This window comes from Mesorhizobium sp. M0923 (genome assembly GCF_040319365.1).
Taxonomy (GTDB): domain Bacteria; phylum Pseudomonadota; class Alphaproteobacteria; order Rhizobiales; family Rhizobiaceae; genus Mesorhizobium.
The window spans coordinates 1-23,146 of sequence record NZ_JAMYNW010000024.1; the positions used below are offsets into that span (position 1 = coordinate 1).

Annotated in this window: 21 protein-coding genes and 2 pseudogenes; 11 read left to right on the plus strand and 12 right to left on the minus strand. The window is 62.7% G+C overall.

Annotated features, from left to right (window positions below; translation table 11 throughout):
• The 3 genes and pseudogenes from NKH89_RS29250 to NKH89_RS29260 form a co-directional block, all read left to right on the plus strand.
• A pseudogene (locus NKH89_RS29250) lies at positions 1 to 186 on the plus strand (NADP oxidoreductase coenzyme); the annotation flags it as partial.
• Between the two features lie 3 nt (positions 187 to 189).
• Positions 190 to 693 carry an SRPBCC domain-containing protein gene (locus tag NKH89_RS29255; RefSeq protein WP_352547369.1) on the plus strand — a complete coding sequence of 168 codons (504 nt, stop codon included), beginning with the start codon at positions 190 to 192 and terminating at the stop codon, positions 691 to 693.
• Between the two features lie 164 nt (positions 694 to 857).
• Positions 858 to 1,670: an SDR family NAD(P)-dependent oxidoreductase gene (locus NKH89_RS29260; RefSeq protein WP_023716502.1), complete on the plus strand. Its 813-nt coding sequence runs from the start codon at positions 858 to 860 to the stop codon at positions 1,668 to 1,670.
• Between the two features lie 106 nt (positions 1,671 to 1,776).
• Here NKH89_RS29260 and NKH89_RS29265 read toward each other — a convergent pair.
• The 3 genes and pseudogenes from NKH89_RS29265 to NKH89_RS29275 form a co-directional block, all read right to left on the minus strand.
• A pseudogene (locus NKH89_RS29265) lies at positions 1,777 to 1,902 on the minus strand (LysR family transcriptional regulator); the annotation flags it as partial.
• Positions 1,903 to 3,045: 1,143 nt separating this feature from the next.
• Entirely contained in the window at positions 3,046 to 3,558 is a 513-nt protein-coding gene (locus NKH89_RS29270) for an OmpA family protein (protein WP_352482338.1), read from the minus strand.
• Positions 3,559 to 3,568: 10 nt separating this feature from the next.
• Complete coding sequence (locus NKH89_RS29275) at positions 3,569 to 4,228, minus strand: L,D-transpeptidase (protein WP_352482339.1); 660 nt, start codon at positions 4,226 to 4,228, stop codon at positions 3,569 to 3,571.
• Positions 4,229 to 4,492: 264 nt separating this feature from the next.
• Here NKH89_RS29275 and NKH89_RS29280 point away from each other — a divergent pair, with 264 nt between their 5' ends.
• Positions 4,493 to 5,623, plus strand: coding sequence for an aminopeptidase (locus NKH89_RS29280; protein ID WP_352482497.1), 1,131 nt, complete (start codon positions 4,493 to 4,495; stop codon positions 5,621 to 5,623).
• A 159-nt stretch (positions 5,624 to 5,782) separates the two neighbouring features.
• Here the strand turns inward: NKH89_RS29280 and NKH89_RS29285 are convergent, their stop codons facing one another.
• Positions 5,783 to 6,016: a hypothetical protein gene (locus NKH89_RS29285; protein WP_023716496.1), complete on the minus strand. Its 234-nt coding sequence runs from the start codon at positions 6,014 to 6,016 to the stop codon at positions 5,783 to 5,785.
• A gap of 406 nt (positions 6,017 to 6,422) precedes the next feature.
• Between NKH89_RS29285 and NKH89_RS29290 the strand changes: the two genes are divergently transcribed.
• A complete protein-coding gene (locus NKH89_RS29290) occupies positions 6,423 to 6,995 on the plus strand; it encodes an NADPH-dependent F420 reductase (protein WP_352910803.1) in 573 nt (190 codons plus the stop codon).
• A gap of 262 nt (positions 6,996 to 7,257) precedes the next feature.
• Here the strand turns inward: NKH89_RS29290 and guaA are convergent, their stop codons facing one another.
• From guaA to NKH89_RS29310, 4 genes are all read right to left on the minus strand, one after another.
• Positions 7,258 to 8,820: a glutamine-hydrolyzing GMP synthase gene (gene guaA, locus NKH89_RS29295; RefSeq protein WP_023716495.1), complete on the minus strand. Its 1,563-nt coding sequence runs from the start codon at positions 8,818 to 8,820 to the stop codon at positions 7,258 to 7,260.
• Positions 8,821 to 8,906: 86 nt separating this feature from the next.
• Positions 8,907 to 9,557 (minus strand): 5'-methylthioadenosine/S-adenosylhomocysteine nucleosidase, encoded by a 651-nt coding sequence (locus NKH89_RS29300; protein ID WP_352910805.1) that lies wholly within the window; start codon positions 9,555 to 9,557, stop codon positions 8,907 to 8,909.
• 27 nt (positions 9,558 to 9,584) lie between these two features.
• Positions 9,585 to 10,043, minus strand: a complete 459-nt coding sequence (locus NKH89_RS29305; protein ID WP_352910808.1) for a PaaI family thioesterase — start codon at positions 10,041 to 10,043, stop codon at positions 9,585 to 9,587.
• A gap of 145 nt (positions 10,044 to 10,188) precedes the next feature.
• Positions 10,189 to 11,478 carry an RsmB/NOP family class I SAM-dependent RNA methyltransferase gene (locus NKH89_RS29310; RefSeq protein ID WP_352910811.1) on the minus strand — a complete coding sequence of 430 codons (1,290 nt, stop codon included), beginning with the start codon at positions 11,476 to 11,478 and terminating at the stop codon, positions 10,189 to 10,191.
• 347 nt (positions 11,479 to 11,825) lie between these two features.
• On the opposite strand from NKH89_RS29310, the gene NKH89_RS29315 reads away from it, so the two are divergent.
• Entirely contained in the window at positions 11,826 to 12,503 is a 678-nt protein-coding gene (locus NKH89_RS29315; protein WP_023677138.1) for an MIP/aquaporin family protein, read from the plus strand.
• Positions 12,504 to 12,580: 77 nt separating this feature from the next.
• Here NKH89_RS29315 and katG read toward each other — a convergent pair whose 3' ends face one another.
• Positions 12,581 to 14,779, minus strand: a complete 2,199-nt coding sequence (gene katG / locus NKH89_RS29320; protein ID WP_352910813.1) for a catalase/peroxidase HPI — start codon at positions 14,777 to 14,779, stop codon at positions 12,581 to 12,583.
• A 148-nt stretch (positions 14,780 to 14,927) separates the two neighbouring features.
• Between katG and NKH89_RS29325 the strand changes: the two genes are divergently transcribed.
• The 3 genes from NKH89_RS29325 (at position 14,928) to NKH89_RS29335 (ending at position 18,318) form a co-directional block, all read left to right on the plus strand.
• Complete coding sequence (locus tag NKH89_RS29325; protein ID WP_352482345.1) at positions 14,928 to 15,836, plus strand: hydrogen peroxide-inducible genes activator; 909 nt, start codon at positions 14,928 to 14,930, stop codon at positions 15,834 to 15,836.
• 486 nt (positions 15,837 to 16,322) lie between these two features.
• Positions 16,323 to 17,579: a coiled-coil domain-containing protein gene (locus tag NKH89_RS29330; RefSeq protein ID WP_352910816.1), complete on the plus strand. Its 1,257-nt coding sequence runs from the start codon at positions 16,323 to 16,325 to the stop codon at positions 17,577 to 17,579.
• Between the two features lie 34 nt (positions 17,580 to 17,613).
• On the plus strand, positions 17,614 to 18,318 hold the full coding sequence (locus NKH89_RS29335) for a hypothetical protein (RefSeq protein WP_352910817.1): 705 nt from the start codon (positions 17,614 to 17,616) through the stop codon (positions 18,316 to 18,318).
• Between the two features lie 157 nt (positions 18,319 to 18,475).
• Here NKH89_RS29335 and NKH89_RS29340 read toward each other — a convergent pair whose 3' ends face one another.
• Positions 18,476 to 19,078 carry a cupin domain-containing protein gene (locus NKH89_RS29340; protein ID WP_352592609.1) on the minus strand — a complete coding sequence of 201 codons (603 nt, stop codon included), beginning with the start codon at positions 19,076 to 19,078 and terminating at the stop codon, positions 18,476 to 18,478.
• A gap of 321 nt (positions 19,079 to 19,399) precedes the next feature.
• Positions 19,400 to 20,047, minus strand: coding sequence for a TetR/AcrR family transcriptional regulator (locus NKH89_RS29345; RefSeq protein WP_023716486.1), 648 nt, complete (start codon positions 20,045 to 20,047; stop codon positions 19,400 to 19,402).
• Between the two features lie 114 nt (positions 20,048 to 20,161).
• Here NKH89_RS29345 and NKH89_RS29350 point away from each other — a divergent pair, with 114 nt between their 5' ends.
• Together NKH89_RS29350 and NKH89_RS29355 are read left to right on the plus strand one after the other, a co-directional pair.
• Positions 20,162 to 21,055, plus strand: coding sequence for an NAD(P)/FAD-dependent oxidoreductase (locus NKH89_RS29350; RefSeq protein ID WP_352910818.1), 894 nt, complete (start codon positions 20,162 to 20,164; stop codon positions 21,053 to 21,055).
• A gap of 21 nt (positions 21,056 to 21,076) precedes the next feature.
• Positions 21,077 to 21,550 (plus strand): methyltransferase family protein, encoded by a 474-nt coding sequence (locus NKH89_RS29355; RefSeq protein WP_023716484.1) that lies wholly within the window; start codon positions 21,077 to 21,079, stop codon positions 21,548 to 21,550.
• Between the two features lie 475 nt (positions 21,551 to 22,025).
• On the opposite strand, the gene NKH89_RS29360 is transcribed toward NKH89_RS29355, so the two are convergent.
• Positions 22,026 to 23,129, minus strand: coding sequence for a calcium:cation antiporter (locus tag NKH89_RS29360; RefSeq protein ID WP_352910819.1), 1,104 nt, complete (start codon positions 23,127 to 23,129; stop codon positions 22,026 to 22,028).
• Positions 23,130 to 23,146: the final 17 nt, after the last annotated feature.

Here is a 23,146-nt window from a genome sequence, read left to right on the forward strand (position 1 = left end):
CACCGGGTCGTCTTTCTGTCGAGCGACGACGAGGACGCGACCGCTCCGGTGGCGGCCTTGGCCAAACAACTCGGGTTCGCACCCGTCAAGCTGGGAAAGCTCAACGAGGGTGGCGCGCTGGTGCACGCACGCGGCCGCACTTGGGGCCAGCTCATCTTCCAGGATTTGTTCAAGAAGGAGCAGTAATCGATGTATGATCATGTGATTTGGCCCGAGCGATATGATCCGAAAACGTCGGCCATCTACGCACTCAACGACATTGACGTGAAGGCGCCGGCTGAAGTGGTCTGGAAGCTGCTCGTCGATGCCGAGAATTGGTCGAGCTACTTTCCCGCCGAAGATCAGGTCAAGATCTTGACCGGCAAGCCGGAACTGGCGCTTCAAACCAGATACAGCCGGGTGACGGTTGGCTTTCCGATGAGTCTGGTCGTGACGGAGTGTGAACCCTTCCGCAGGCTCGCGTGGGCGACGACGGTCGATGGCGACGAGACCGGCTCGAGCGCGTACCACGGCTGGGTCATCACTCCTACGGTCGATGGCTGCCATGTGCTGACCGAAGAAACGCAGCAGGGCCCTTGGTTCCTTGAGGAACTCGGGCGCAAGCATCCCGGTGCACTCTACCGCTATCACCAGGAATGGGTCGAAAGCCTCGCCCGCGCTGCGGAGGCGGAAGTGGCAAGCAGGGCAAGTTGAATGGGCTTGTCTTAAGGCCTGGCCGGTTGCTTGGGCCGCAACGCTTTCGACCGAACAGTACTGGGCCTGCCTTCGTCCCGAATATTGTCGGTACTCAACAGACGACGGGCGCTTCCAGCCTGGATCGGCGGATGATCACCCACCTACCATTGGAGATAAATGACATGAATATTGAACTCAGGGGCCGCAAGGCGATTGTCACCGGATCCACCGCCGGAATCGGCCGCGCGACGGCGGAGGGGTTTGCCCGTGCCGGTGCATCGGTCGTCGTCAACGGCCGTGGGAATACCCGGGTCGACGAGGCGGTGAGGCAGATGCGGCAGGCCTTTCCCGGAAGCGACATCTCGGGCATCGCCGCCGATCTTGCGACAGCGGAGGGTGCCCAGGCCTTGATCGCGCAGGCGCCGGACGCCGATATCCTTGTGAACAATGTTGGTACGGCTCACATCCGGAGCTACAGTGGCGTCGAGGACATCGCGAAGATCCCCGACGAGGACTGGCTTGGCCTCTTCCAGTTGAACGTAATGAGTGGCGTGCGCGTGACCCGTCATTATCTGCCGCGGATGGTGGCGAAAGGCTGGGGCCGCGTCGTGTTTGTAAGTAGCGAGTCCGCAGTCAACATCCCTAAGGAAATGCTCGACTACGGCATGACCAAGACCGCTCAACTCGCGGTGTCGCGCGGGCTCGCCGAGGCGGTCGCGGGCACGGGTGTCACAATCAACGCCGTCCTGCCGGGACCTACCCGCTCTGAGATCCTGGGCGACTTCATGGCGAAGCAGGCTGACGCAAACGGAATCACGCAGCAGGAGGCCGAACAGGGCTTCTTGAAGGCGATGCGTCCGACCACCCTCATCCAACGCTTCGCGACCACCGATGAGGTGGCCAACATGATCATCTACGCATGCTCGGAGCAGGCTTCGGCGACAACCGGCGCGGCTTTGCGGGTGGATGGCGGCGTGGTCCGCTTCGTCGCGTAGCTGCCGAGACGGTTATGGCGCTAATGGCGCCGACCAGCGGACGGTCGACACCTGCGGCTGAGTTTCCCCTGCCCGGTGTCTTCAGGCCAAATGCTGGCCGTGACCTTCACCTGTTTCTCGACACACCCTGCAACAGGTCGAGGAAGGCGCGCACAGCGGGATTGGCGCGCCGGCTTTCCGGCCAGACCGCCGTGATATTGTGCCGCTCGACCGCATGGTTGGAAAGCACCGGCTCCGAAGCATCGACCAGGATCAGCGGCAGATTATAGTGCTGGCGAAACATCTCCACGAACTGATCGCGCGCTAACTTCTTCGAGCAGCGCGCGACCGAAGATTTGAAGGCCACAAAGTCGCGAAGGTTGGGGTAGGCCCGACGGGGTATGGGCGCCGTTCGAAGAGCGGGGAGACGCCCGACAGAGCGGCAGATCTGTCGGTCGCCTAGAATCTATCGACTGCTATCGATGGCCTAGGATTCGCTCGAGTGTCCTCTGCTATCCGATATTACTCCACAGCACTCCCCTCCGTTCGCGCAGCCAGAGTGGGCGTTTGTGTTCACTCCATCGCTTTCGTTCGCCGACATAGAGCTGCCCGCTTCCGCAGCGTCAGAGCCGATTCTCTACATGTAAAAGCTGTACCTTGGAGCGATCTCCTGCCCGTCTCCGAGGTACTTCAGCACCTGCCGCACCTGTCTTGCCGTCGCAATAGTAATCGGCATTCCGTTGTCGAACTGAGTGTTGTTCCAATTCATCTTGGTCAAAGCCAGGGTCTCGTACGCGATATGCTGCAGTGGTTGACCGAGGACCTGACATCGCAGCATCAGCGGCCGCGGCACATACATTCCGGGATATGTGCGGAAGAAGTCGACGCTGCCGCGCGTGTAAAGGTACGGAAATCGACGCCTCAGTTCGACTTTCTTCTGACCGCTTACAATCTTGGTAGCGTACTCTGGCTTGACGCTCAGAACGAAGTCGTGGCGGAAAGGTCAAGGTTGTTCATTCAGTGACGATCGCAAAATTTCCCACGATCGGGCATTATCCTACGCGAAACAAATTGTGAACCGCTGATTGATCCAAATCGGCGACGGAGGTCACCGAGCGATCGGCTTCCGATATTGCGGTTCGCAAGCCCGCAGGAAACGCCGAAGCAACAGGCGTCACACTCGCCTGTCTGTAACCCAAAGGCCGTAGTGTGGCAGAGCAATGGCTCTTGGGATCATCACAAAAGAAAGGACGCTTGGCTGCCGCTGTTGCAGTTGTGGGAACAACCGCTTTCAAGTCGAGGCAGAGTTTGGGTTAACGACTGAGATGAGGCGCAAAGCAGCCATGCCGCCGTCGCGTGTGAGACTCTGCTTCGGGTCACAAGCAAAACAGCAGCCCTATGGCTCGTCCCTCACATCGCGCAAATTAGACACAACCCGGCGGTTCTGCGACCTGCAGGCGTTGTCGGGGCACTCGCGGACGAGCCTGTCCTTGCCGTAGCCCTTGGCCCACATGCGGTTGCGGTCTATGCCGCCGGCGGCGAGGTAGTCCATCACCGCATCGGCGCGCTGCTGCGACAGCGCCGTTTCACTTGCGCCGGGATCGTCGGCGAAACCCTGCAGCTTGAGCAGCCAGCGCGGATGCTTTGCTAACCAGGCGATCTGGGTGTCGAGGGTGGCCTTGGCGACAGAATCGAGCGCGGCCGAACCTTGCGTGAAATAGGTGCGGCGGCCGACATTGAGGATAAAATCCTCCTCGCTGCCCGGCTGCACGTTCTGGAAGCCGGCAACCTCGGTGTTGGTGACGTCGGGCGTGGAAGGGGCCAGCGTGTTGCTGGTCGAGCAGGATGCGACCAGCACCAGCAGGCCGGCGGCGAGCAGCCGGCGCGTGTTTTCAATCGTGCGGTTCATGAGGCGCCAATCATTCGACAGTGGTGGAAGCGGGCGCCTGGTCGGCGATGTGCGGCAGGACCTGCACCGCGGTGCCGATCGGGCAGCGCTGGTAGAGGTCGATGATGTCTTCCGGGAACATACGGATGCAGCCGCTGGAAGCGTCGGTGCCGATGCTCCATGGCTCCAGCGTGCCATGCAGGCGGTAGCCGGTGTCGGCGCCGTCGCGGTGCAAATAGAGCGCGCGCGGCCCGAGCGGATTGTTGGACGCGCCGCCTGCGACCATGGGTGGTAGGTCCGGCTTGCGCTTACGCATTTCGGGGGGCGGGACCCATTGCGGCCACAGCGCGCGGCGGTCGATCGTCGCGCGGCCGTACCATTTGAAGCCGTCCTTGCCGACGCCGACGCCGTAGCGGATGGCGGTCTTGTTTTCCATGATGACGTAGAGGAAGTGGTGGCGGGTATCGACCACGACGGTGCCGACCGGCTCGCTGCTGAAATACTTGACGATCTGGCGATGCCATCTCTTGTCGATCTTGGCGAAGTTGGTCTTGCGATAGACAAAATTGTTGTCGCTGGCGGTACCGGCGAAAAAGGATTTTGCCGCCGCGGCTTGAGCAATATTGCTGGTTGCACCCACCGCGACCAGCGCCAGGCCACCGAGCACGACACCCCTGCGTGATAAAACCATCGGCAATATTCCCCCATGCCTAAAGCCTGGCGGACCATAGTTGAGAATTATTTCGCCTCAAAGTGGAAAATGCTGCGTTGCTTAAGTCGGCCGTGTCCGGACATTCGGCAATTTGGCAGCGAGTGACCGAATTGTGACTATCTTGCCGAGGACGAACGTCTAACCTAAACCCCCTCCAGGACCTTACCAAATTGGCGCGACTGTTTGGGACCGGGCGTAGTTGCGACATTTGCCCTATCCGGAAGTGTGAGCGATGCCGTGGGCATGATGCATGCTTTTCGTTCGGTTGCTGCGATGATCGTGATGTCCGGCGTGGCAGGTTGCACCAGCATTTCCTACTACGCACAATCCTTGAAGGGTCACGTGGAGATCATGGCGGCGCGCCAGGATGTCGGAGAGCTGATCGACAATCCTTCGACCCCTGGGACATTGCGCGCTCGAATGGCATCGGCGAGCGCCATCCGACAGTTTGCGATAGATGAACTAGCGCTGCCGGACAACAACAGCTACCGCAGCTATGTTGACGTTGGTCGAGACGCGGTGACATGGGCCATCTTTGCAGCGCCGGAATTCTCGCTGACGCCACGAACATGGTGCTTTCCGGTGTTCGGATGCGTACCGTACCGAGGGTACTTCTCCAAAAGGTCTGCGATTGAAACCGCTGTCGAACTTCAGAGACAGGGCCTGGACATCTATGTGACGGGCATCACTGCATATTCCACGCTCGGCTGGTCAAGTGACCCGCTGCTAAGCACCATGCTCAGCCAAGATGAAACGTATCTTGCAGGGCTGGTATTCCACGAACTCGCTCACCAGCGCGTCTACGTGCATGACGATTCCTCGTTCAACGAAGCGTTCGCTGTCGCTGTCGAAACAACGGGTGTGAGAAAATGGCTGCGCGCGACCGGCGATACTGCCGGATTGCGCCGTTACGAAGCCGACCGGAGGCGCAGAGCTGAATTTCTTGTGCTGGTGTCGCAGACCCGGGACGAGCTAAGGCATGTCTATGACGACGATGTTACTTCTGAGCAGAAGTGGGCCGCGAAGAAGGCCGCGATCGAACGGCTGAGGACGCGATACCGACAGATGCGCGACAGGCGCTGGGGTGGATACCGTGGATATGACGCCTGGTTCGATGCTCCGATCAACAACGCAAAGCTCGCCGCGACTTCCGTCTACAGCGATCGGGTGACTGCGTTTCTCCGCTTATTCGATTTGTGTTCGGGCGACTATCCACGGTTCTTCGCGTCGGTTCGACGGATAGGAGCGTTAGACAAATCTGACCGCGCCGAAGCGCTCGAGGCGGCAGATACATGCGATTGGGCCGGTCAAATCCGAAGGCCAGAAGCGGCGAATCGGTCGCTGATGTACTCGGCAGCCAGCGCAGGTGATTGAATTGACCATTTGTCGGCCGATTTCCTAGGTACTTTGACGTCGGCGGGGCCAGAAGACGCATGTCGGCCTACAGAAGCCAAAAGCGGACTTGCCTGAACTCCCCGAGGGGTCCTGGACCACAATGATTGCCGGCGGGCTGTGGCGCCTCAGTGTGCGCCCCTACGAGGCCGAAAACCTCACGCTCACGCCGCGCTGCCGAAAATAAGCCTGCATCAGCTTGCGGCCCGAACGGTTGTTCTGTGCCAGCCTTGCCGGATCGAACACCGCCTGTTCTATCCCCTCTCGCGTCAGCGCTGCTTTGAGCGCCGCGATATGTGCGTCGATGTCGGCATTGTTCGCCCGGAGCGATGCATAGATGCTGTCGGTCGCCTCGGCCACGGTCGGCTCGCTCACGGGTGTACTCCTTTGGCTATTCGGGCGGCGGCTTAGCACAGATCAGCGGCTTCGCCGATACCGACAAGACGGCTAGACGGGCGGCAACAGTGTTCCTTGGGGTCGGTTGTGAGTCATAGGTTCCGCCTGAGTCGGAGATCGCAAGCCATGTCGACATGAACGAGTGAGGAGGATTGGACGCACACGTTCGAGTATCCGGGCTTGCCTGCCGCGCGGCTGACCGTCCGGCCGCGCGGAAGTCGTTCACGGCAGGACGTCTACGCGTCAATTCAGGAATTCGAACCGATGACGCGCATCGCTTGGGGTGGCAGTCCGAAGATCTCGCGAAGGTCGCCATGCAGCGAAACGGATAACCCAGCGCCGTTGAGGGCCGGGAATCAAGACCAACACGGATCGGAGAAGTATTATGAGCTATGCGATTGTAGGATTCGGTGCGGTAGGCCAGGCCCTCGCCCACGCCTTCGCCCGTAAAAACATCGACGTGACCGTCGCGAGCCGCCGGCCGCCCGAGGCGCTGGCGCCGCAGGCTCGGGCGATTGGACCCACGGTCGTCGCCAAGTCGCTGCGGGATGCACTCGAGGCCGACACAATCATCTTGGCGGTCCCGTTCGGGGAGCATCGCGAGGTTGCGAAGGTCCTGCCGAGTTGGAAAGGCAAGACGGTCATCGACGCGATGAACGCGTTTCCAGTCCCTGAAGAGCTGGACGGTCTCCCGTCCTCCGCCTTCGTCGCGAAGGCGTTCACCGGCGCCAAGTTCGTGAAAGGGTTCAATCACCTGGTCGTCGAGGGCGGCCACCGGGTCGTCTTTCTGTCGAGCGACGACGAGGACGCGACCGCTCCGGTGGCGGCCTTGGCCAAACAACTCGGGTTCGCACCCGTCAAGCTGGGAAAGCTCAACGAGGGTGGCGCGCTGGTTCACGCACGCGGCCGCACGTGGGGCCAGCTCATCTTCCAGGACCTGTTCAAGAAGGAGCAGTAATCGATCTACGACCGTGTGGTCGACGCCGAGAACTGGTCGCGCGCTAACTTCTTCGAGCAGCGCGCGACCGAATATTTGAAGGCCACAAAGTCGCGAAGGTTGGGGTGGGCCCGACGGGGTATGGGCGCCGTTCGAAGAGCGGGGAGACGCCCGACACAGCGGCAGATCTGCCGGTCGCCTAGAACCTATCGGCTGCTATCGATGGCCTAGGATTCGCTCGAGTGTCCTCTGCTATCCGATACTACTCCACCGCACTCCCTCCTCACTCCCACTCGATCGTGCCTGGCGGTTTGCTCGTCACGTCGTAGACGACGCGGTTGATGCCGCGCACCTCGTTGATGATGCGGGTGGCGGCGGCGCCCAGGAATGCCATGTCGTAATGGTAGAAGTCGGCCGTCATGCCGTCGACCGAGGTGACGGCGCGCAGCGCGCAGACGAATTCGTAGGTGCGGCCGTCACCCATCACGCCGACGGTCTGCACCGGCAGCAGCACGGCGAAGGCCTGCCAGATGGCGTCGTAGAGGCCGGCCTTGCGGATCTCATCCAGATAGATGGCATCGGCCTCGCGCAGGATCTCCAGCTTTTCGCGGGTGATGCCGCCCGGGCAGCGGATGGCGAGACCGGGGCCGGGGAACGGATGCCGGCCGATGAAGCTGTCGGGCAGGCTGAGCTCCTTGCCGAGCGCCCTCACCTCGTCCTTGAACAATTCGCGCAGCGGCTCGACCAGCTGCATGTTCATGCGCGCGGGTAGGCCTCCGACATTGTGGTGCGACTTGATCGTCACCGACGGTCCGCCGGTGAAAGAGACGCTTTCGATGACGTCGGGATAGAGCGTGCCTTGCGCCAGGAAGTCGGCGCCGCCGAGCTTCTCGGCCTCCTCCTCGAACACTTCAATGAACAGCCGGCCGATGGTCTTGCGCTTCTTCTCCGGATCCGACTCGCCCTCGAGCGCGCCGATAAAACGGTCCGAAGCATCGACCAGGATCAGCGGCAGATTGTAGTGCTGGCGAAACATCTCCACCACGCCGGCCGCCTCGTCCTTGCGCATCAGCCCGTGGTCGACGAGGATGCAGGTCAGCTGATCGCCGACCGCCTCGTGGATCAGCAGGGCCGCGACCGAGGAATCGACGCCGCCCGAAAGCGCGCAGATCACCTTGCCCTTGCCGACCTGCTTGCGGATCGTCTCGACCGCGTGCTCACGGTAGGCCCGCATCGTCCAGTCGCCTTCGATGCCGGCGATGTTGTGGACGAAGTTTTGGAGCAGCCTGGCGCCGTCCGGCGTGTGCACCACTTCGGGGTGGAACATGAGGCCGTACATCTTGCGCTCAACATTGCCGAAGATGGCGAAGGGCGAGCCCTCCGATTTTCCGAGCACCTCGAATCCCTTCGGCAGGGAGATGACACGGTCGCCATGGCTCATCCACACCTGGTGGCGCTGGCCGGGCGCCCACAGGCCCTCGAACAACGGGCTGTCCTTGGCGATCTCGACGAAGGCGCGGCCGAACTCGCGATGGTCGGAGCTTTCGGCGACGCCGCCCATCTGCACGCACATCGCCATCTGGCCATAGCAGATGCCGAGCACCGGCACGCCGGCGTCGAAGACGATCTGTGGCGCGCGCGGACTGCCGATGTCGCTGGTCGAGGCCGGACCGCCGGACAGGATCACCGCCTTTGGATTGATGCGCTTGAACGCCGCCTCAGCCGACTGGAAGGGCACGATCTCGGAAAAGACGCCGGCCTCGCGAATGCGGCGGGCAATCAGCTGAGTGAACTGGCTGCCGAAATCGACAATCAGGACGGTGTCGGGATGATTGGCTGTTTTCATGGCGAGCGTTTAAAGAAAGAAACGAGTCGGCGCAATGGGTTGCGGGGCGTCTCTCTCACTCCGAATCCGCATCTTCATGGGACAGGTCAAAACTGCAGCGTGTCAGACGCGATCGCCTGTTCCAGCAGTTGCACCGCCGCGGCCAGCTTCTCGTCGATGACATGCAGGTATTCCGTCCAGTCGCCGACGTGTCTTAGATCGGCCGCCCCGTCGGAAATGCCGCGCAGGCCGATAAGCGGCACGTCGAACAGCTGACAGGCGCGCAGGCAGGCGAAGGTCTCCATGTCGATCATATCGGCCGCGATCGCCTCGTAGGTGGCGCCGGAGACGATTGCCGCGCCGGTGGACAGCGTCGCCGGCCTGATGCCTGGTATCCTGAACGGCAGGGGCACGCTCACCGGCAGGTCGAGAAACGGCGTGGCGCCCTTCTCGAATCCCAAGGGCGAGGCGTCCATGTCGCGGTAGCCAACCGAAACGGCCTGGTAGATTTCCGTTTGCTCCAGCGTCCGGCTGCCCGCCGACCCGAGCGACACGACGAGATCCGGCAGCGCCTTCCCGGCGTGCAGCCGGGACAGTTCGGCGCTGAGCCCGACGCCGGCCTCGACCGGTCCGACGCCGGTCAGCAGCGGCGTGAACAGCCGCTGCAAGTGTGGGCCGTATTCGGCCTCGGCCGCCATGACGAAGAGAACGGACTTGCCGGAGATCAGGGTGAGCTCACCAGGTGTCTTGCCGGCCATGATCGTCCATCCTCCCCTGCCCGTTCCTCAGCCCTCGATACCGTCGCGGCCGAGCACCGTCATCATCGTTCCGGTCATTGTGGCGATCAGCTTGGCCTCGCCGTCGGTGGCGAACGCATAGGCCTGGCCATCGGCGACGATAATGGTGCGACCGGGCTTGGTCACCGAGCCGCGGAACAGGAAGCGCTCGCCCCGGCCGGGCGCCAGCAGATTGACCTTGAACTCGATGGTCAGCACGCCGGAATTTTCCGGCATCAGCGAGAATGCCGCATAGCCACAGGCCGAATCGAGAGCCGTCGAAATGACGCCGGCATGAAGAAAGCCGTGCTGCTGGGTCAGTGCCGACGAATAGGGCATTTCGATCTCGATGATACCGGGCGTCACCAGCGTCAGCTCGGCGCCAATCGTCATCATCGCGTTCTGGCGCGCGAAGGACGTCCTGACGCGGTCCTCATAATCGGGAGCAGGAACGATCTTTGCTGCCATGGCCGTCGCCCTTCGTTTCTCGACAAATCTTATTGCAGAGGCATTTATCGCAGAGGGGTGGGCGGCAGGCAATCGCAAATGCTGCACTGCAGCAATTGGCTAAACCTGCTGATAAGAAGCGAGATCGGCGACATCCGGCAACCGTTCAGCCAGCCCGCCGCAGCGCGCAGAAATAAAAGCCGTCGGTGCCGCTCAGCAACGGCGACAGCGAAATGCCGCCCGCGGCGCCAATACGCACTGCCGCTTCGTGGCCCGCAAAACGGCTGTCCCAAAGCTGGCGGTGATCGACCGGGACAAAGCCGGGATGGCGGTCCCGGAAGGCCGAAACCTGGTCGCCATTCTCCTCGTCGAACACCGAACAGGTGATGTAGACCAGCAGGCCGCCGGGTTTGACGAAGTCCTTGGCGGCATCGAGTATCGTCTCCTGCTCGCCCTTGCGGGCGTCGAGCTGCCTTTGCGTCAGCCGCCATTTGGCATCCGGCCGGCGCCGCCACGTGCCGCTGCCGGTGCAGGGCGCATCGATCAGGACGATATCCATGTGCTTGCCGAGCGGCGCAAGCTCGGCCGGCTTGGTGACGATCTGCACATTGCGGTTTTCCGAGCGGCGGATGCGGTCGAATATCGGCGCCAGCCTTGCCTTCTCGGCATCGTGGGCGAAGATCTGGCCGCGATTGTCCATCGCCGCGGACAGCGCCAGCGTCTTGCCGCCGGCGCCGGCACAAAAGTCGAGCACCTGCATGCCAGGCTCGGCGCCGGCCAGTTCGGCTGCAATCTGCGAACCTTCGTCCTGAACCTCGAACCAGCCTTTCTGGAAGGCCGGTTCGGCCTGCACGTTCGGGTGCCTGCCGTCGCCGTCGATCGGCGGGATGCGGATGCCGTGCGGCGCGATCCGCGCAGGCTTGGCGCCGGTCTCCGCCAATTCCGCCAGCACCTTGCCACGATCGGCCTTGAGCGTGTTGACCCTGAGGTCGAGCGGCGGGCGAGTGCCAAGCGCGGCACCCTCTTCCACCCAGGCCGTGCCGAACGCCCGCTCGAACAGCGGCATGCACCAGTCGGGGATGTCTGCCCTGACAGCCGGCGGCGCGTCGGTGAGCCGGCGAGCGGCGAGGGTTTTCAATTCGTCGGCGCTCAGCAGCGGCGGCGCGAACTTGTCGCCCTCGAGCGCCTCGTTCAGCGACTGCGCCGTCTGGCCCCATTCGAGCAGCAGCGCGCCGAAGCCGATGGCGCGCGGCGTGTCGTCGCCGAGCAGCCAGCCGGCGGAGCGTTTGCGGCGCAGCGCGTCGTAGACGATGTTGCCGATCGCGGCGCGGTCGCCGCCACCGGCGAAGCGGTGCGACAGGCCCCAGTCCTTCAGCGCATCGGCCACCGGCCGGTGGCGCCGGCCGATGTCGTCAAGCACTTCGATGGCTGCCGCCAGCCGCCCGCCCAGTCTCATTGTCGTCTTCCATTACTCAGCAAAATAAAATCCGGCCCTGCTCTTAGAGCTTTTCGTGTCCTGATTGAAACAGTCTGTTTCCCCGACGGCGAGACAATCCATGCAAGGCGGGTGACGAATGTGGGTTGGTGCATCGCGAGCCGCCGCCACCAAGCGGGCGTCGGCATGCGGGACCAAATAATTCGATCAATATATTATAAGCCTCTAATGTTCTTGTCTGGCGAGCACAAGCACGCCGGCAGGTGCAACTGCGCTGCTTTGCAACTTTTGCGGTTGCGAATACTCTTTGCGCGGTGATTCGCGTCGCAGAAAAAAGCGGAGCCGCGGGTCGACACGAGGAGAGGGCAATGAAAACTTATCTGGCGGAAGTTCTAGGCACGTTTCTATTGGTGTTCATCGGCACGGCTTCGGTGGTGACGGGCGGCTTCGGCGGCGCGCTGCCGCTTGGCCAGGAAGGTATCGGTCTGGCATTCGGCATCGGCCTGATTGCGGCGGCCTATGCGATCGGCCCGATTTCCGGCGCGCACCTCAATCCGGCGGTGACGCTCGGTGTGTTCCTCGCCGGGCGGATGCCGGCCAGGGACGTCATTCCCTACTGGATCGCGCAGGTCATCGGCGCCATCATCGCATCGCTGGCACTGTGGATCATCGTCTCCGGACAGGTCGGCGGCCACACCGGCGGCTTCGGCGCCAATGGCTGGGACGTGACGAAATGGGGCGTCAGCTCGGCCTTCCTGTGGGAGCTGATCGGCACCTTCACCTTCGTCACGGTGATCCTCGGCGTCACCAACGCCAAGCACACCACGGCCTTCGCCGGCCTCGTAATCGGCCTGACGCTGGCCGGCCTGCATTTCGCCATCATCCCGGTGACCGGCACATCGCTCAACCCGGCCCGTTCGATCGGACCGGCGCTGTTTTCGGGAACTGCGGCGATCGGCCAGCTGTGGCTGTTCATCGTCGCGCCGCTGATCGGCGGCGCCATTGCCGGCGTGGTTGCCAAGGCCGGTATCTTCGAGAAGGACTGACTTTTCGGAGGCCCAACGAAAAGGCGCGGGTCGAGGCCCGCGCCTTTTTTGTTGCGTCGAGAACTTCGTGTGCTGGATCAGGCCACGAGGTCAAAACGGTCGGCGTTCATCACCTTGGTCCAGGCCGCGGCGAAATCCCTGACGAACTTCTGCCCGGCGTCGGCCGAGCCGTAGACCTCGGCAAGCGCCCGCAACTGCGCGTGCGAGCCGAAGATCAGATCGGCGCGGGTGCCGGTCCACTTGACCGCCCTGGTCTTGCGGTCGCGCGCTTCGTAGACTTCATCGGAGCCGGCGGCCGGATCCCAGACCGTGTTCATGGAGAGCAGGTTGACGAAGAAATCGTTGGTCAACGTGCCCGGCCTGTCGGTGAACACCCCGTGCTTCGACTTGCCGGTGTTGGCGCCGAGCACTCGCAAGCCGCCGACGAGCACAGTCATCTCCGGCGCCGTCAAGGTCAGCAGCTGCGCCCGGTCGACCAGCATCGCTTCGACCGACATCGGCGGCTTGCCCCTGACGTAGTTGCGGAAGCCATCGACTTTCGGCTCGAGCGCGGCGAAGGACTGGACATCGGTCTGTTCCTGCGAGGCGTCCATGCGGCCTGGCGTGAACGGCACCTTGACGTCATGGCCGCCGTCTTTCGCCGCCTTCTCGACCGCGGCGACGCCGCCGAGAACGATGAGGTCGGCAAGCGAGACTTTCTTGTCGCCGGACTGCCCGGCGTTAAACTCGCTCTGGATGCCTTCGAGCTTTTCGAGCACGTTGGCCAGCTGCGCCGGCTGGTTGACCTCCCAGTCCTTCTGCGGCGCCAGTTGGATGCGGGCGCCGTTGGCGCCGCCGCGCTTGTCGGAGCCGCGGAAAGTCGAGGCCGAGGCCCAGGCGGTCGAGACCAGCTCGGACACGGACAGGCCGGAGGCCAGGATCTTCGCCTTCAGCGAGGCGATATCCTGTTCGCCGACCAGCTCGTGGTCGACTGCCGGTATCGGATCCTGCCAGATCAGCTCTTCCTTCGGCACGAGCGGGCCGAGATAGCGGACGACGGGACCCATGTCGCGATGCGTCAGCTTGAACCAGGCGCGGGCGAAGGCATCGGCGAACTGATCCGGATTCTCATGGAAGCGCCGCGAGATCTTCTCGTAGGTCGGGTCGACGCGCAGCGCGAGATCGGTGGTCAGCATCGCCGGGGCGCGGCGCTTCGAGGCATCGTGCGCGTCCGGCACGGTGCCTGCACCGGCGCCGCCCTTCGGCGTCCACTGATGGGCGCCGGCCGGGCTCTTGGTCAGCTCCCATTCGTAGTTGAACAGATTGTCGAAGAAGTTGTTGCTCCACTTCGTCGGCGTCGTGGTCCAGGTCACTTCGAGGCCCGAGGTGATGGCGTCGCCGGCAATGCCGGTGGCATGCTTGCTCGACCAGCCGAGGCCCTGCGCCTCGATGCCGGCGCCTTCCGGCTCCGCCCCGACCAGCGATGCATCGCCGGCGCCATGGGTCTTGCCGAAGGTGTGGCCGCCGGCGATGAGCGCCACGGTTTCCTCATCGTTCATGGCCATGCGGGCGAAGGTTTCGCGGATGTCGCGTGCCGAGGCCAATGGATCGGGCGTGCCGTTCGGCCCTTCCGGGTTGACGTAGATCAGCCCCATCTGCACGGCGCCGAGATGGCCGTGAAGTTCGCGGTCGCCGGAATAGCGCTCGTCGTCGAGCCACTTGGTTTCCGATCCCCAGTCCACGTCCTGCTCGGGCTCCCAGACATCGGCGCGGCCGCCGGCGAAGCCGAATGTCTTGAAGCCCATCGATTCCAGCGCGACGTTGCCGGTGAGGATCAACAGGTCGGCCCAGGAGATCTTGCGGCCGTATTTCTGCTTGACCGGCCACAGCAGCCGGCGCGCCTTGTCGAGATTGGCGTTGTCCGGCCAGCTGTTGAGCGGCGCGAAACGCTGCTGGCCGGCGCCGGCGCCGCCACGGCCATCGCCGATGCGATAGGTGCCGGCGCTGTGCCAGGCCATGCGGATGAAGAGCGGGCCGTAATGGCCGAAATCGGCCGGCCACCAATCCTGCGAATCGGTCATCACCTGGTGCAGATCCCTGATCACCGCATCGAGATCGAGGCTCTTGAATTCCTTGGCGTAGTCGAAGTCCTCGTCCATCGGGTCCGAGAGGCTGGACTGCTGGTGGAGGACGGCAAGGTCAAGCTGGTTCGGCCACCAGTCACGATTGCTCCTCCTGGCCGATCCATGTGGGACCGGGCATTTGCCGGCGCTGTTGTCGTCGGTTTTCGCGTCCATCTTTGCCTCCGATTTTGTTGATTTTCCGGGATTTTGTTGATTTTCCGGGCAGGGCCAGCAGCCGCGCCATTCTGGAATGGTTCCAGACTAGCCTGCCCAGCCGATAAAGACAAATTGCCTTTGCTGTTTATTCTGATAGGTTTTCCTTATGATTGGCTTGACCGTCCGGCAGATGCATTATTTCGAAGCGCTGGCGCAGACGCTGCATTTCGGCCGCGCCGCCAAACTCGCCGGCGTCAGCCAGCCGGCGCTTTCTTCGCAGATCGCCGAGATGGAGCTGCGGCTCAATTGCCGGTTGTTCGAGCGCGGCGGCAAATCGGTGCGGATGACCGACGAGGCGCAGGCCCTGCTGCCGCGCATCGAGCGCATTCTTGCCGATATCAGCGACGTCGAGGCGACGGCCCGGCGCGGCCGCCCGGCGATGGAAGGCCGCTTCCGGCTCGGCATCATCCCGACGGTGGCGCCCTATCTCTTGCCGCATGTGCTGCCGGAACTGAAACGGCATTTCCCGGCATTGCAGCTCGAATTGCGCGAGGCGGTGACCGCCTCTCTGGTCGAGGACACGGCTTCGGGAAAGCTCGACGCCTTCGTCGCGGCGCTGCCTCTCGATTACCCAGGCCTGGTCACCGAGGCGCTGTTCTCCGACCGGTTCTTCCTGGCCGTGCCGGCCGGCGATCCCGCCTTCGCCTCACCGCCGGTGCCGCCGGAAAGCCCGGCGCTGGAGCGGCTGATGCTGCTGGAGGAAGGCCACTGCCTGCGCGAACAGGCGCTCGCCGTCTGCGGCAGCGTGCGGCCGGTGGCAATGGCAAGCTACGGCGCGACCAGCCTGACGACGCTGCTGCAAATGGTGGCGCACGGGCTCGGCGTCACGCTCATCCCGGAAATGGCGACAGGACCGGCCAGCACTATCCCCGATCTGAAGATCGTGCCGTTCCAGGAACCGATGCCGCAACGCACGATCTGCCTAGCATGGCGGCGCAACAAGGTGCGGCACGACGAATGTGTGGAGTTGGCGAAGATTATTCGCGGGCTGGATGCGGCGGTGCTGGCGGCGTAGAGCGGCGGATGTTGGGTCCGGTTAGCCCCGAAGCGGACCCGCAAGCCTCTTCGAAAGGGACGACTTCAGTCCCTTTCCCAGGCGGCGAGCAAGCCGCCATGCGGCTCCCCACCAAGGTCCGGCACGATGAATGCATCCAGCTTGCGAAGATCATCCCGATTGGAAGCGGCGGTGCTGGCGGGTGAGGTGCGCCGTACCATCCAGCGGAAGTCTGGTGTTGACCCGAAGTCGACCTTCGCACCTGAATGGCTGCTTTGCGCCGCATCACAGCCGTTGGGTAGGGAAGATGGTCATCCCGAAAGCCGAAAGTCCCGTTTGTTCGAATGATGACAACTAAGGAAATAGGAAACAGCCTTGCGCGCAATTCCGTGCTTTGGCGGTGCCGAGGGTGCTTGACTAGCATTGATCTTTTTGGTGCGGCATCCGCGGCGTGCAGTAAGTGGAGAATACAATAGCGGTGAGGGCCGCGATCGGTGAGGTTCAGTGATGAATCATGCGCAGAGTACCAGGTCAAAATGTCTCCGCTGTGACTTCACCTTTATTAAACGACGGCCCTTGATTTTACTTCACGAGATACGCGGCAGGGGGTGCAACGCCATACCATCCCTCATTCCGTTATGCCTCGTTCTGCTGTTGGGATCTCCGGCAAATGGTCAGTTGGCGCCCGAAGCGTCAGCGGTTGCCACAGCTAACGACAGCTCGTCGGTCGTGGTTTCCGAACACACCAAGGTCGGCAAAGAACCGGGCAAGCCACAACCGAGCGCGCTGGGATCCCGTATATCTAGAGAGCTGGTGCTCAGCGAAGCGCAGGCACTCAAAACACGGGCACTCAAGGAGGGCGCGCAAACGCCGCTCGGCGAGCATGAGGAGGCTTTACGCCGCGAATTGGCCGCAGCACGAGCGGAGCTGGACGCTATGCAGCGCGGCGCACGTGAGCTAAGCGCCCAGGCACACGTGCTGGCAGACACGGTGGCTCAGCAAGCACAAGCCCTAAATGAGCAGCAGCGAACAGACGAAGCGCTCGCGCTCGATCTGGAGGCCGCGCAGCGCGTTATCGAAAGCTACAGGGCCGAAGCCAGTCTTTGGAACAGCGAGAAGGCTGCCGCGCTTGGAGCGCACCCCTCTATGGAAGCCTCCCAGCTTGCTGCGAAGCGAACGCTTGATGACGAGCGGCACAAGGTTGAGCTCTTGGAACAAGAACTTACCACGGCTCGCCAAACTATCGATGCTCTTAAGAAAGGCGCAAATCTGGCAGCCGTCGAGCAGGCCAACGCCATAAGGGACCGACAGGTGGCCGAGGCCGCGCTAAAGCAGGCTCGAGAAACACTCGAACGGGGACGCGAACGAGCAGATTCAGCTGTACGTGACCTCGATATTGTTCGCCGGGAACGCGATGTTTTAAAGCAGAACTCGGTAGATTTGAGTGCCGCGCTGGACCAGGAGCGTGAAAAGGCTATCGGTCTAGCCCGCCGCCTCAGTACCGCGCGCGAGGCAATTGATATTGTCAAGGGTAAGCGTCGCACTGCGGCTGTGGAGCGCGCGCCGAAAGCACGTACCCCCGCGAGTGCACTTGCAAGTAGGTTATCGCGTTCGGGCGCCCAACCAGCCCGTAAACCGGACTTGCCGAAAAAACAGAAAGTGAAGGTCCAAAAGTCGCCGCAAACTGCTCTGCTGGCAACCATACCTCTTCCCGCAGCATTGCTTCCAACACGGCCATCCAAAAACGGCGAGCCGCGCCAGTGAAGACTAGGGAGCGAAAGCCGCAGGGGAGATGACAATGAAGAAGTATGTCGCAGCCGCCTTGACGATCGGGATCACAATTGGGCCTGCCTCCGCTCTTGAAGCAGGTGTGGGCGGTAGGGCCGGCGGTGTCGGGGTCAGTGCTGGAGTGAGCGCCGGTTCGCAAGGCGTATCTGTGGGGGCGGGCACGAGCGTCGACGGCGTAGGCGGAGCAAATGTTGGAGCTTCGGTCGGTGCAGATGACGGATCAGTCGACGCAGGCGTTGGTGCCAGCGGCAACGTTGGTGACACAAGCACAAGTGCCAGTGTGGGCGACGATCCGTCCGCCGAAAACGAGGCGGCTACCGCACCCGACAGTTCGACTGCAGCGACGGCCCCTGCCTCTGCCAAGACCGCCGGGCAATCCATCGTCCTGCCACCCGTCCTCAGGCCTTCCAAAGCCGGTGGGGGTGACTCCACCAAGGGGTATCCCTTTGGATCTCTGGGACCACTGACAGTGAAACCCGGTACGCCGGTTGCGGTGGTGCGAGCCTGCCGCGCGGCGATCATGGCCGCTGCGACGCCGCTTGGCGCCGTCCGTGTCCACGCGGTAAGCGCAGGCGCCTTGCATCAACGTCGGGGTGCACTCACGGCGCCGATCGAGGTGCGAATAGACTACGCTGGAAAAGGTGGCATCGAAGTCCGGCAGGCGCAAGTCAGTTGTCGCCTCGATGCGTCGGGCAGGGTCACTGCAATAACATAGCACCAAGCTTGATTGCCAGCGCTGCACGCCGACAGCCGGTACGATCCGCTTCGCCATCTACAAGGCGGCGTTCTTCGTCGGTGGCGCCGTAGGTGTTGGTCAAAGGTTCGGTTTGAGCCCCGAAGCGAACCCGCAAGCCCCTTCGAAAGGAACGACTTCAGTCCCTTTTCCAGGCTGCGAGCAACGGGCCTTTGCTTCCGTAGACAGGGTCCTTCCGCGGGCGGTCGACCCTGGGGATCGTCGCGACCGCCTTGGCATGGTCGGCGGCGGTCGTGCATTCGTCATAGGTGCCGGAAGGAGGATAGGCGCCGACGACCAGAAGGTCGTCGGATGCGGAAAGACGCTGGTGTCCGGTGCCGGCCGGAAGCACCGCGACGTCGCCGGCCTTCAGCGACAGCGTTCGTCCCTTGCTGCCGCCAAAGCGGACCTTGGCCGTGCCGCGCGCGACGCCCAGCACCTCATGTATGCGCGAATGGTAGTGAACGTAGTTGTAGATGCCGTTGCGCCAGCTATCGCCCCAGCCATTGGCTTCAAAAAGCGCCTCCATGACAGCCGCCGGATCGAAGTCTTCGGGCAGCGTCACGGCGCCGCGATAGACGACCAGCGGCCAGAACGGATGGTTGGGCACCAGCCCGTCATCCCTGAACCGAAATGCATTCGCTTTGCGCGGCCTCAGGAGGTCGGCGACCTCTCGCCTGTCTGGCCTGGCGATGCCGGTGACCTGCTCGACGGCCTTCTTCGTGGTTTGCAGAATGCTCATGGGGTGGCCCTTGGGTGGTTTGGAGCTCCATGCCGGTTAATCGGCTGCGTGGCGGTTGGTTCCGCTAGGGTTAGAGTTCCGCGATCTGCACCATGGCGGCTCCGCAACAAGGTCCGGCAAATCCTGAATGGCTGCTTTGCGCCGCATTTTTGCCGTTCAGACCACCATTGCAGCTTCCCGAAAGCTGACGGTCTGCTAAGCCGGCACTAAGGCCTCGAATGGGGTGGTAGCGGTTACTCCGCCGGTCAGCCCGCTGCCCAACGATAATAGTCGCGTTGATGTCAATGCGAGCATCCCAAATATCATGCAAGTACTCCTAGGCTATCCGCCCGGGTGGTCGTTGCCACCGTGCGCGGCGATGAACATGGCGACGGCCGACCGGCAATAGGATTCGATTTCGTTGTCGTCCTCTGCTCTCGCCTCATCGAAGCGTGCGATAATCAGGAGATCGGATCCTTTGATAAGCGCGGCAAACAAGCGGGCGGACCGGAGAGGGTCGGTCACGTTCAGAACCGCCTTCGCGTGCAACTGACGCAACAGGGCCTCGATTTGGGCGATGACATGAGCGGGGCCGGCTTCGTAATGGAGCTTGCTTAACGACTTTTGATTCGTCTTGTCGGCCATGATCATGGCTTCGACACTGCGGACGTCCGGGTTCAACAGCGTGCGAAGCAGGGATGATCCCACCGCCATGAGCTGATCTTCGGCCGAACCGTCGACGCCTTCAAAAAGGGCCTGTGGTGCAAACTGATGGCAGCGGGCCGCGATGGCCGCGCTGAACAGCGCCTCCTTGTTCTCGAAGTGCCGATAGATGCTGAGCTTGGATATCTTCGCTCGCTGGGCGACCTTGTCCAATGTCGTCGCATGAAAACCCAATTCCTCAAAGAGTTCGCACGCGGCGTCGACTATCGTTTGGCCAAGCGCCTCATTGGCGGGCCGGCCGCGCCGGCCCTGGCTGTTTTCGGTCACGACAATTCCAGTCCTTGACAGTATCATAATTCTTGAATTACGATACCACGCAGTGTCAAAAATGTGCAAGCCAGGCCCAAGCCAACCCCTCATCCACATACGGAGCCCATCACCATGGATGACGTCATCATCATCGGCGGCAGCTTTGCCGGTCTCGCCGCCGCCCTGCAGCTCGGCCGTGCCCGCCGCAAGGTCACCGTTCTCGATACCGGCCTGCCGCGCAACCGCTTCGCCGGCCACTCGCATGGTCTGCTCGGCCACGATCACAAGCCACCGCTGGACATCCTGGCCGAAGCGCGGCAGCAGCTGGCGCGCTATCCCACGATCAGGCTGGTCAATGCCCGGGCCGACAGGGTCTCCGGCGCCATCGACGATTTCTCTGTCCTCACTGGCGCTGGCGAAAGCCTTGGGGCGCTGCGACTGATCCTGAGCTATGGCGTTGCCGACCAGATGCCTGATGTTCCGGGCTTTGCCGAAGGCTGGGGCACGTCCATCGTACCCTGCCCCTATTGCGATGGCTTTGAAGTCGCCGGCCAGCATTGGGGCCTCGTCTGGTCCGGCCCGCCGTCGCACAATTATGTCAGGCTGTACCACGACTGGACCGACACGTTGACGGTCTTCGCCGATGGTCACGACATTGCACCCGATATCCAGGCCGATCTGGCGCGCCGCAACATACCTGTCGTTGATGGCCGGATCACCGAAATCGCCCGCCACAGGGGCCACAATGCCACCGTCAAGCTCGATACCGCCCCCGATGTCGCAGTCGATATCTTGTTCGCGCATCCGCGCAACAAGCCGTCCGCAAGCCTGCATGAATCACTGGGACTCGCCACGGTCAATACGCCCCTCGGCATCGCCCTGAAGGCCGACGAGCGCCGCGAAACCAGCATACCCGGCATGTACGCCGCCGGCGATCTTGCAAACCCAGCCATGGCTTCGGTCACCACAGCAATATCGCAGGGCGCGACGGCGGGTATCTCAGCCCAGCAGTCGATGCTTGTTTGAGAGCACAGATTGGAGATGAGCATGGCCGTCGAACCGGACAGCGCGGGTGTGCGCTTCCCTCCGCCCTTCGTCTATCTAGGAGCGCTGCTGTTGGGGCTGGCGGCGGAGCGGTTCGTCACCCTGCGCTCTTTCGGCATCGACTGGCGGTTGCTGGTCGCGACGGGCGCGCTGCTGTTCGTTGCCGGCGCGGCGATGATGCTTGCGGCGGCGGGGCTGTTCCGGCGGCTGGGCACCAACGTTCCGCCGTCGCAGCCAACGACCCTCATCGCAACGACCGGTCCTTATCGGTGGACCCGCAATCCCATGTATCTCGGCATGGCGCTTATCTATTCCGGCCTTGCGATCGGCTTCGACGGGCCGATCGCCTTCGCCTTGCTCCCGTTGGTGCTGATCGCGATCCAGACGCAGGTGATCGCCCGCGAGGAGCGCTATCTCGAAGCGAAGTTCGGCGACGACTACCGCCGCTACAAGGCCGAGGTTCGCCGCTGGCTCTGACTATTCCGCCGCTGCCGCCTGCGGGGCCTTCTGATAAACCAGCACCGGCTTCCTTGCCGCGAGCTATCATATTCTGAAGGTTGCGGGCCGGTGTCACGGAAACCGACTGCCGGCTGACGCAGTACACCCGGCGCCTGAGGAGACGCACATGTCCAAAACCAGAGACACCGAGGCCAGCATCAGGATCGCTCGTCCGACCGCTCTTGGAGAAGCCTGACACACATGGAGTTCGAACACGTCACCTTCGACCTGCCACACTGCACCTTTCACGCGCTGCAGGGTGGTGATCCCGATGGTCAACCGACGCTCGTCTTGCACGGCTTGCCGCCACAAATGAGCCGTCGACGCATCGCACACCGATGTCTGCTTTCGAGAAGCGGTGACCAAGAGCGGACAGACCGCCACAGGCCCATATTGAGACGTTCAAGCAGTTTTCCTAACCTATCCGCCTCTGACCGCCCACCTCCCCCCACCCTCACGGCACAAATATCAAAAACACATACGTGCAAAACACCACCAGATGCACCAGCCCGGTCAGGAACGTCGTTCTCTCGGTGCTAAAGCTCACATTGCAGATGAAGAGCGCCAGGACCAAAAGCACCACGTCGGTCGCCGGCAGGCCCAGGGTCAGCCCTCTTCCGGTCAGCAGGCTGGCGGCGGCGATGCCTGGTATTGTCAGGCCGATCGTGGCGCAGGCCGAACCCATGGCGACGTTCAGGCCGCGCTGCAGTTCGTTGTTGAGTGCGGCGCGAACCGCCGAGATGGCTTCCGGCATCAAGACCAGCCCGGCGATCATTGCGCCGACAATGGCGTCGGCCTGGGGCACCTGATAGGCGACGAGCGCATCCTCGACGCTGGCGGCGACCTGCTCGGCCAGCATGACGATGCCGATCAGCCCGATCAGCAGGAGCAGAGCACTAGCGGCAATGCTTTCGTGGGCGTCGGCTGGCACTGCGGCGCCATGCGCTTGTCCGTCGATGAAATCATCCCGGTGGCGGACAGTCTGCGCGAACAGAAAACCGGCATACAACAGCACCGACAGCACGCTGACGAAGCCAAGCTGAGCCGCCGAGAACGTGCCGGGATCGGTGGTTTTCGTGTAGGTCGGCAGAATGAGCGTCATGACGCTGAGCGCGACCAGCACCGCCAGATAGGCGCTGGTCCCTTGGCGGACGATCGCCTGCTTGCGATGACGCCAGCCGCCAAACGTCAGACACATGCCGACAACGCCGGTCGAGGTGATCATCACCGTCGAGAAGACGGACTCGCGTGCCAGCGTCGGGTTGTTGGCTCCATGCAGCATGATGGAAACGATGATCGACACTTCGATTGCCGTTACGGCGATGGTCAGCACCAACGTGCCGTACGGCTCGCCTATCCGCCTGGCCACCGCCTCGGCGTGGTCGAGCACGACGAAAATGGTGATGAACATGATCGCGCTCGACAGCGCGCCGATAAATATCCTGGTGCCAAGCGACCCTTCGTCCACCGACACCCCGCTGGCCCTGACCGCGACAGCCATCGCCAGGGCGGCCAACGGCATGCCGTAGGAAACCGCCGATCTTGCGAAACCACTCATTCCAAGCCCCTTCCGCA

What these genes read in the sequence shown, in the direction of transcription:
- NKH89_RS29310 (WP_352910811.1), bottom strand. Translation starts at nt 11,478, where the DNA reads ATGAGACTGGGCGGGCGGCTGGCGGCAGCCATCGAAGTGCTTGACGAC.
- NKH89_RS29330 (WP_352910816.1), top strand. Translation starts at nt 16,323, where the DNA reads ATGAATCATGCGCAGAGTACCAGGTCAAAATGTCTCCGCTGTGACTTC.
- NKH89_RS29360 (WP_352910819.1), bottom strand. Translation starts at nt 23,129, where the DNA reads ATGAGTGGTTTCGCAAGATCGGCGGTTTCCTACGGCATGCCGTTGGCC.
- NKH89_RS29315 (WP_023677138.1), top strand. Translation starts at nt 11,826, where the DNA reads ATGAAAACTTATCTGGCGGAAGTTCTAGGCACGTTTCTATTGGTGTTC.
- NKH89_RS29290 (WP_352910803.1), top strand. Translation starts at nt 6,423, where the DNA reads ATGAGCTATGCGATTGTAGGATTCGGTGCGGTAGGCCAGGCCCTCGCC.
- NKH89_RS29275 (WP_352482339.1), bottom strand. Translation starts at nt 4,228, where the DNA reads ATGGTTTTATCACGCAGGGGTGTCGTGCTCGGTGGCCTGGCGCTGGTC.
- NKH89_RS29270 (WP_352482338.1), bottom strand. Translation starts at nt 3,558, where the DNA reads ATGAACCGCACGATTGAAAACACGCGCCGGCTGCTCGCCGCCGGCCTG.
- NKH89_RS29325 (WP_352482345.1), top strand. Translation starts at nt 14,928, where the DNA reads ATGATTGGCTTGACCGTCCGGCAGATGCATTATTTCGAAGCGCTGGCG.
- NKH89_RS29255 (WP_352547369.1), top strand. Translation starts at nt 190, where the DNA reads ATGTATGATCATGTGATTTGGCCCGAGCGATATGATCCGAAAACGTCG.
- NKH89_RS29305 (WP_352910808.1), bottom strand. Translation starts at nt 10,043, where the DNA reads ATGGCAGCAAAGATCGTTCCTGCTCCCGATTATGAGGACCGCGTCAGG.
- NKH89_RS29280 (WP_352482497.1), top strand. Translation starts at nt 4,493, where the DNA reads ATGATGCATGCTTTTCGTTCGGTTGCTGCGATGATCGTGATGTCCGGC.
- NKH89_RS29260 (WP_023716502.1), top strand. Translation starts at nt 858, where the DNA reads ATGAATATTGAACTCAGGGGCCGCAAGGCGATTGTCACCGGATCCACC.
- NKH89_RS29350 (WP_352910818.1), top strand. Translation starts at nt 20,162, where the DNA reads ATGGATGACGTCATCATCATCGGCGGCAGCTTTGCCGGTCTCGCCGCC.
- NKH89_RS29335 (WP_352910817.1), top strand. Translation starts at nt 17,614, where the DNA reads ATGAAGAAGTATGTCGCAGCCGCCTTGACGATCGGGATCACAATTGGG.
- guaA (WP_023716495.1), bottom strand. Translation starts at nt 8,820, where the DNA reads ATGAAAACAGCCAATCATCCCGACACCGTCCTGATTGTCGATTTCGGC.
- NKH89_RS29355 (WP_023716484.1), top strand. Translation starts at nt 21,077, where the DNA reads ATGGCCGTCGAACCGGACAGCGCGGGTGTGCGCTTCCCTCCGCCCTTC.
- NKH89_RS29340 (WP_352592609.1), bottom strand. Translation starts at nt 19,078, where the DNA reads ATGAGCATTCTGCAAACCACGAAGAAGGCCGTCGAGCAGGTCACCGGC.
- NKH89_RS29300 (WP_352910805.1), bottom strand. Translation starts at nt 9,557, where the DNA reads ATGGCCGGCAAGACACCTGGTGAGCTCACCCTGATCTCCGGCAAGTCC.
- katG (WP_352910813.1), bottom strand. Translation starts at nt 14,779, where the DNA reads ATGGACGCGAAAACCGACGACAACAGCGCCGGCAAATGCCCGGTCCCA.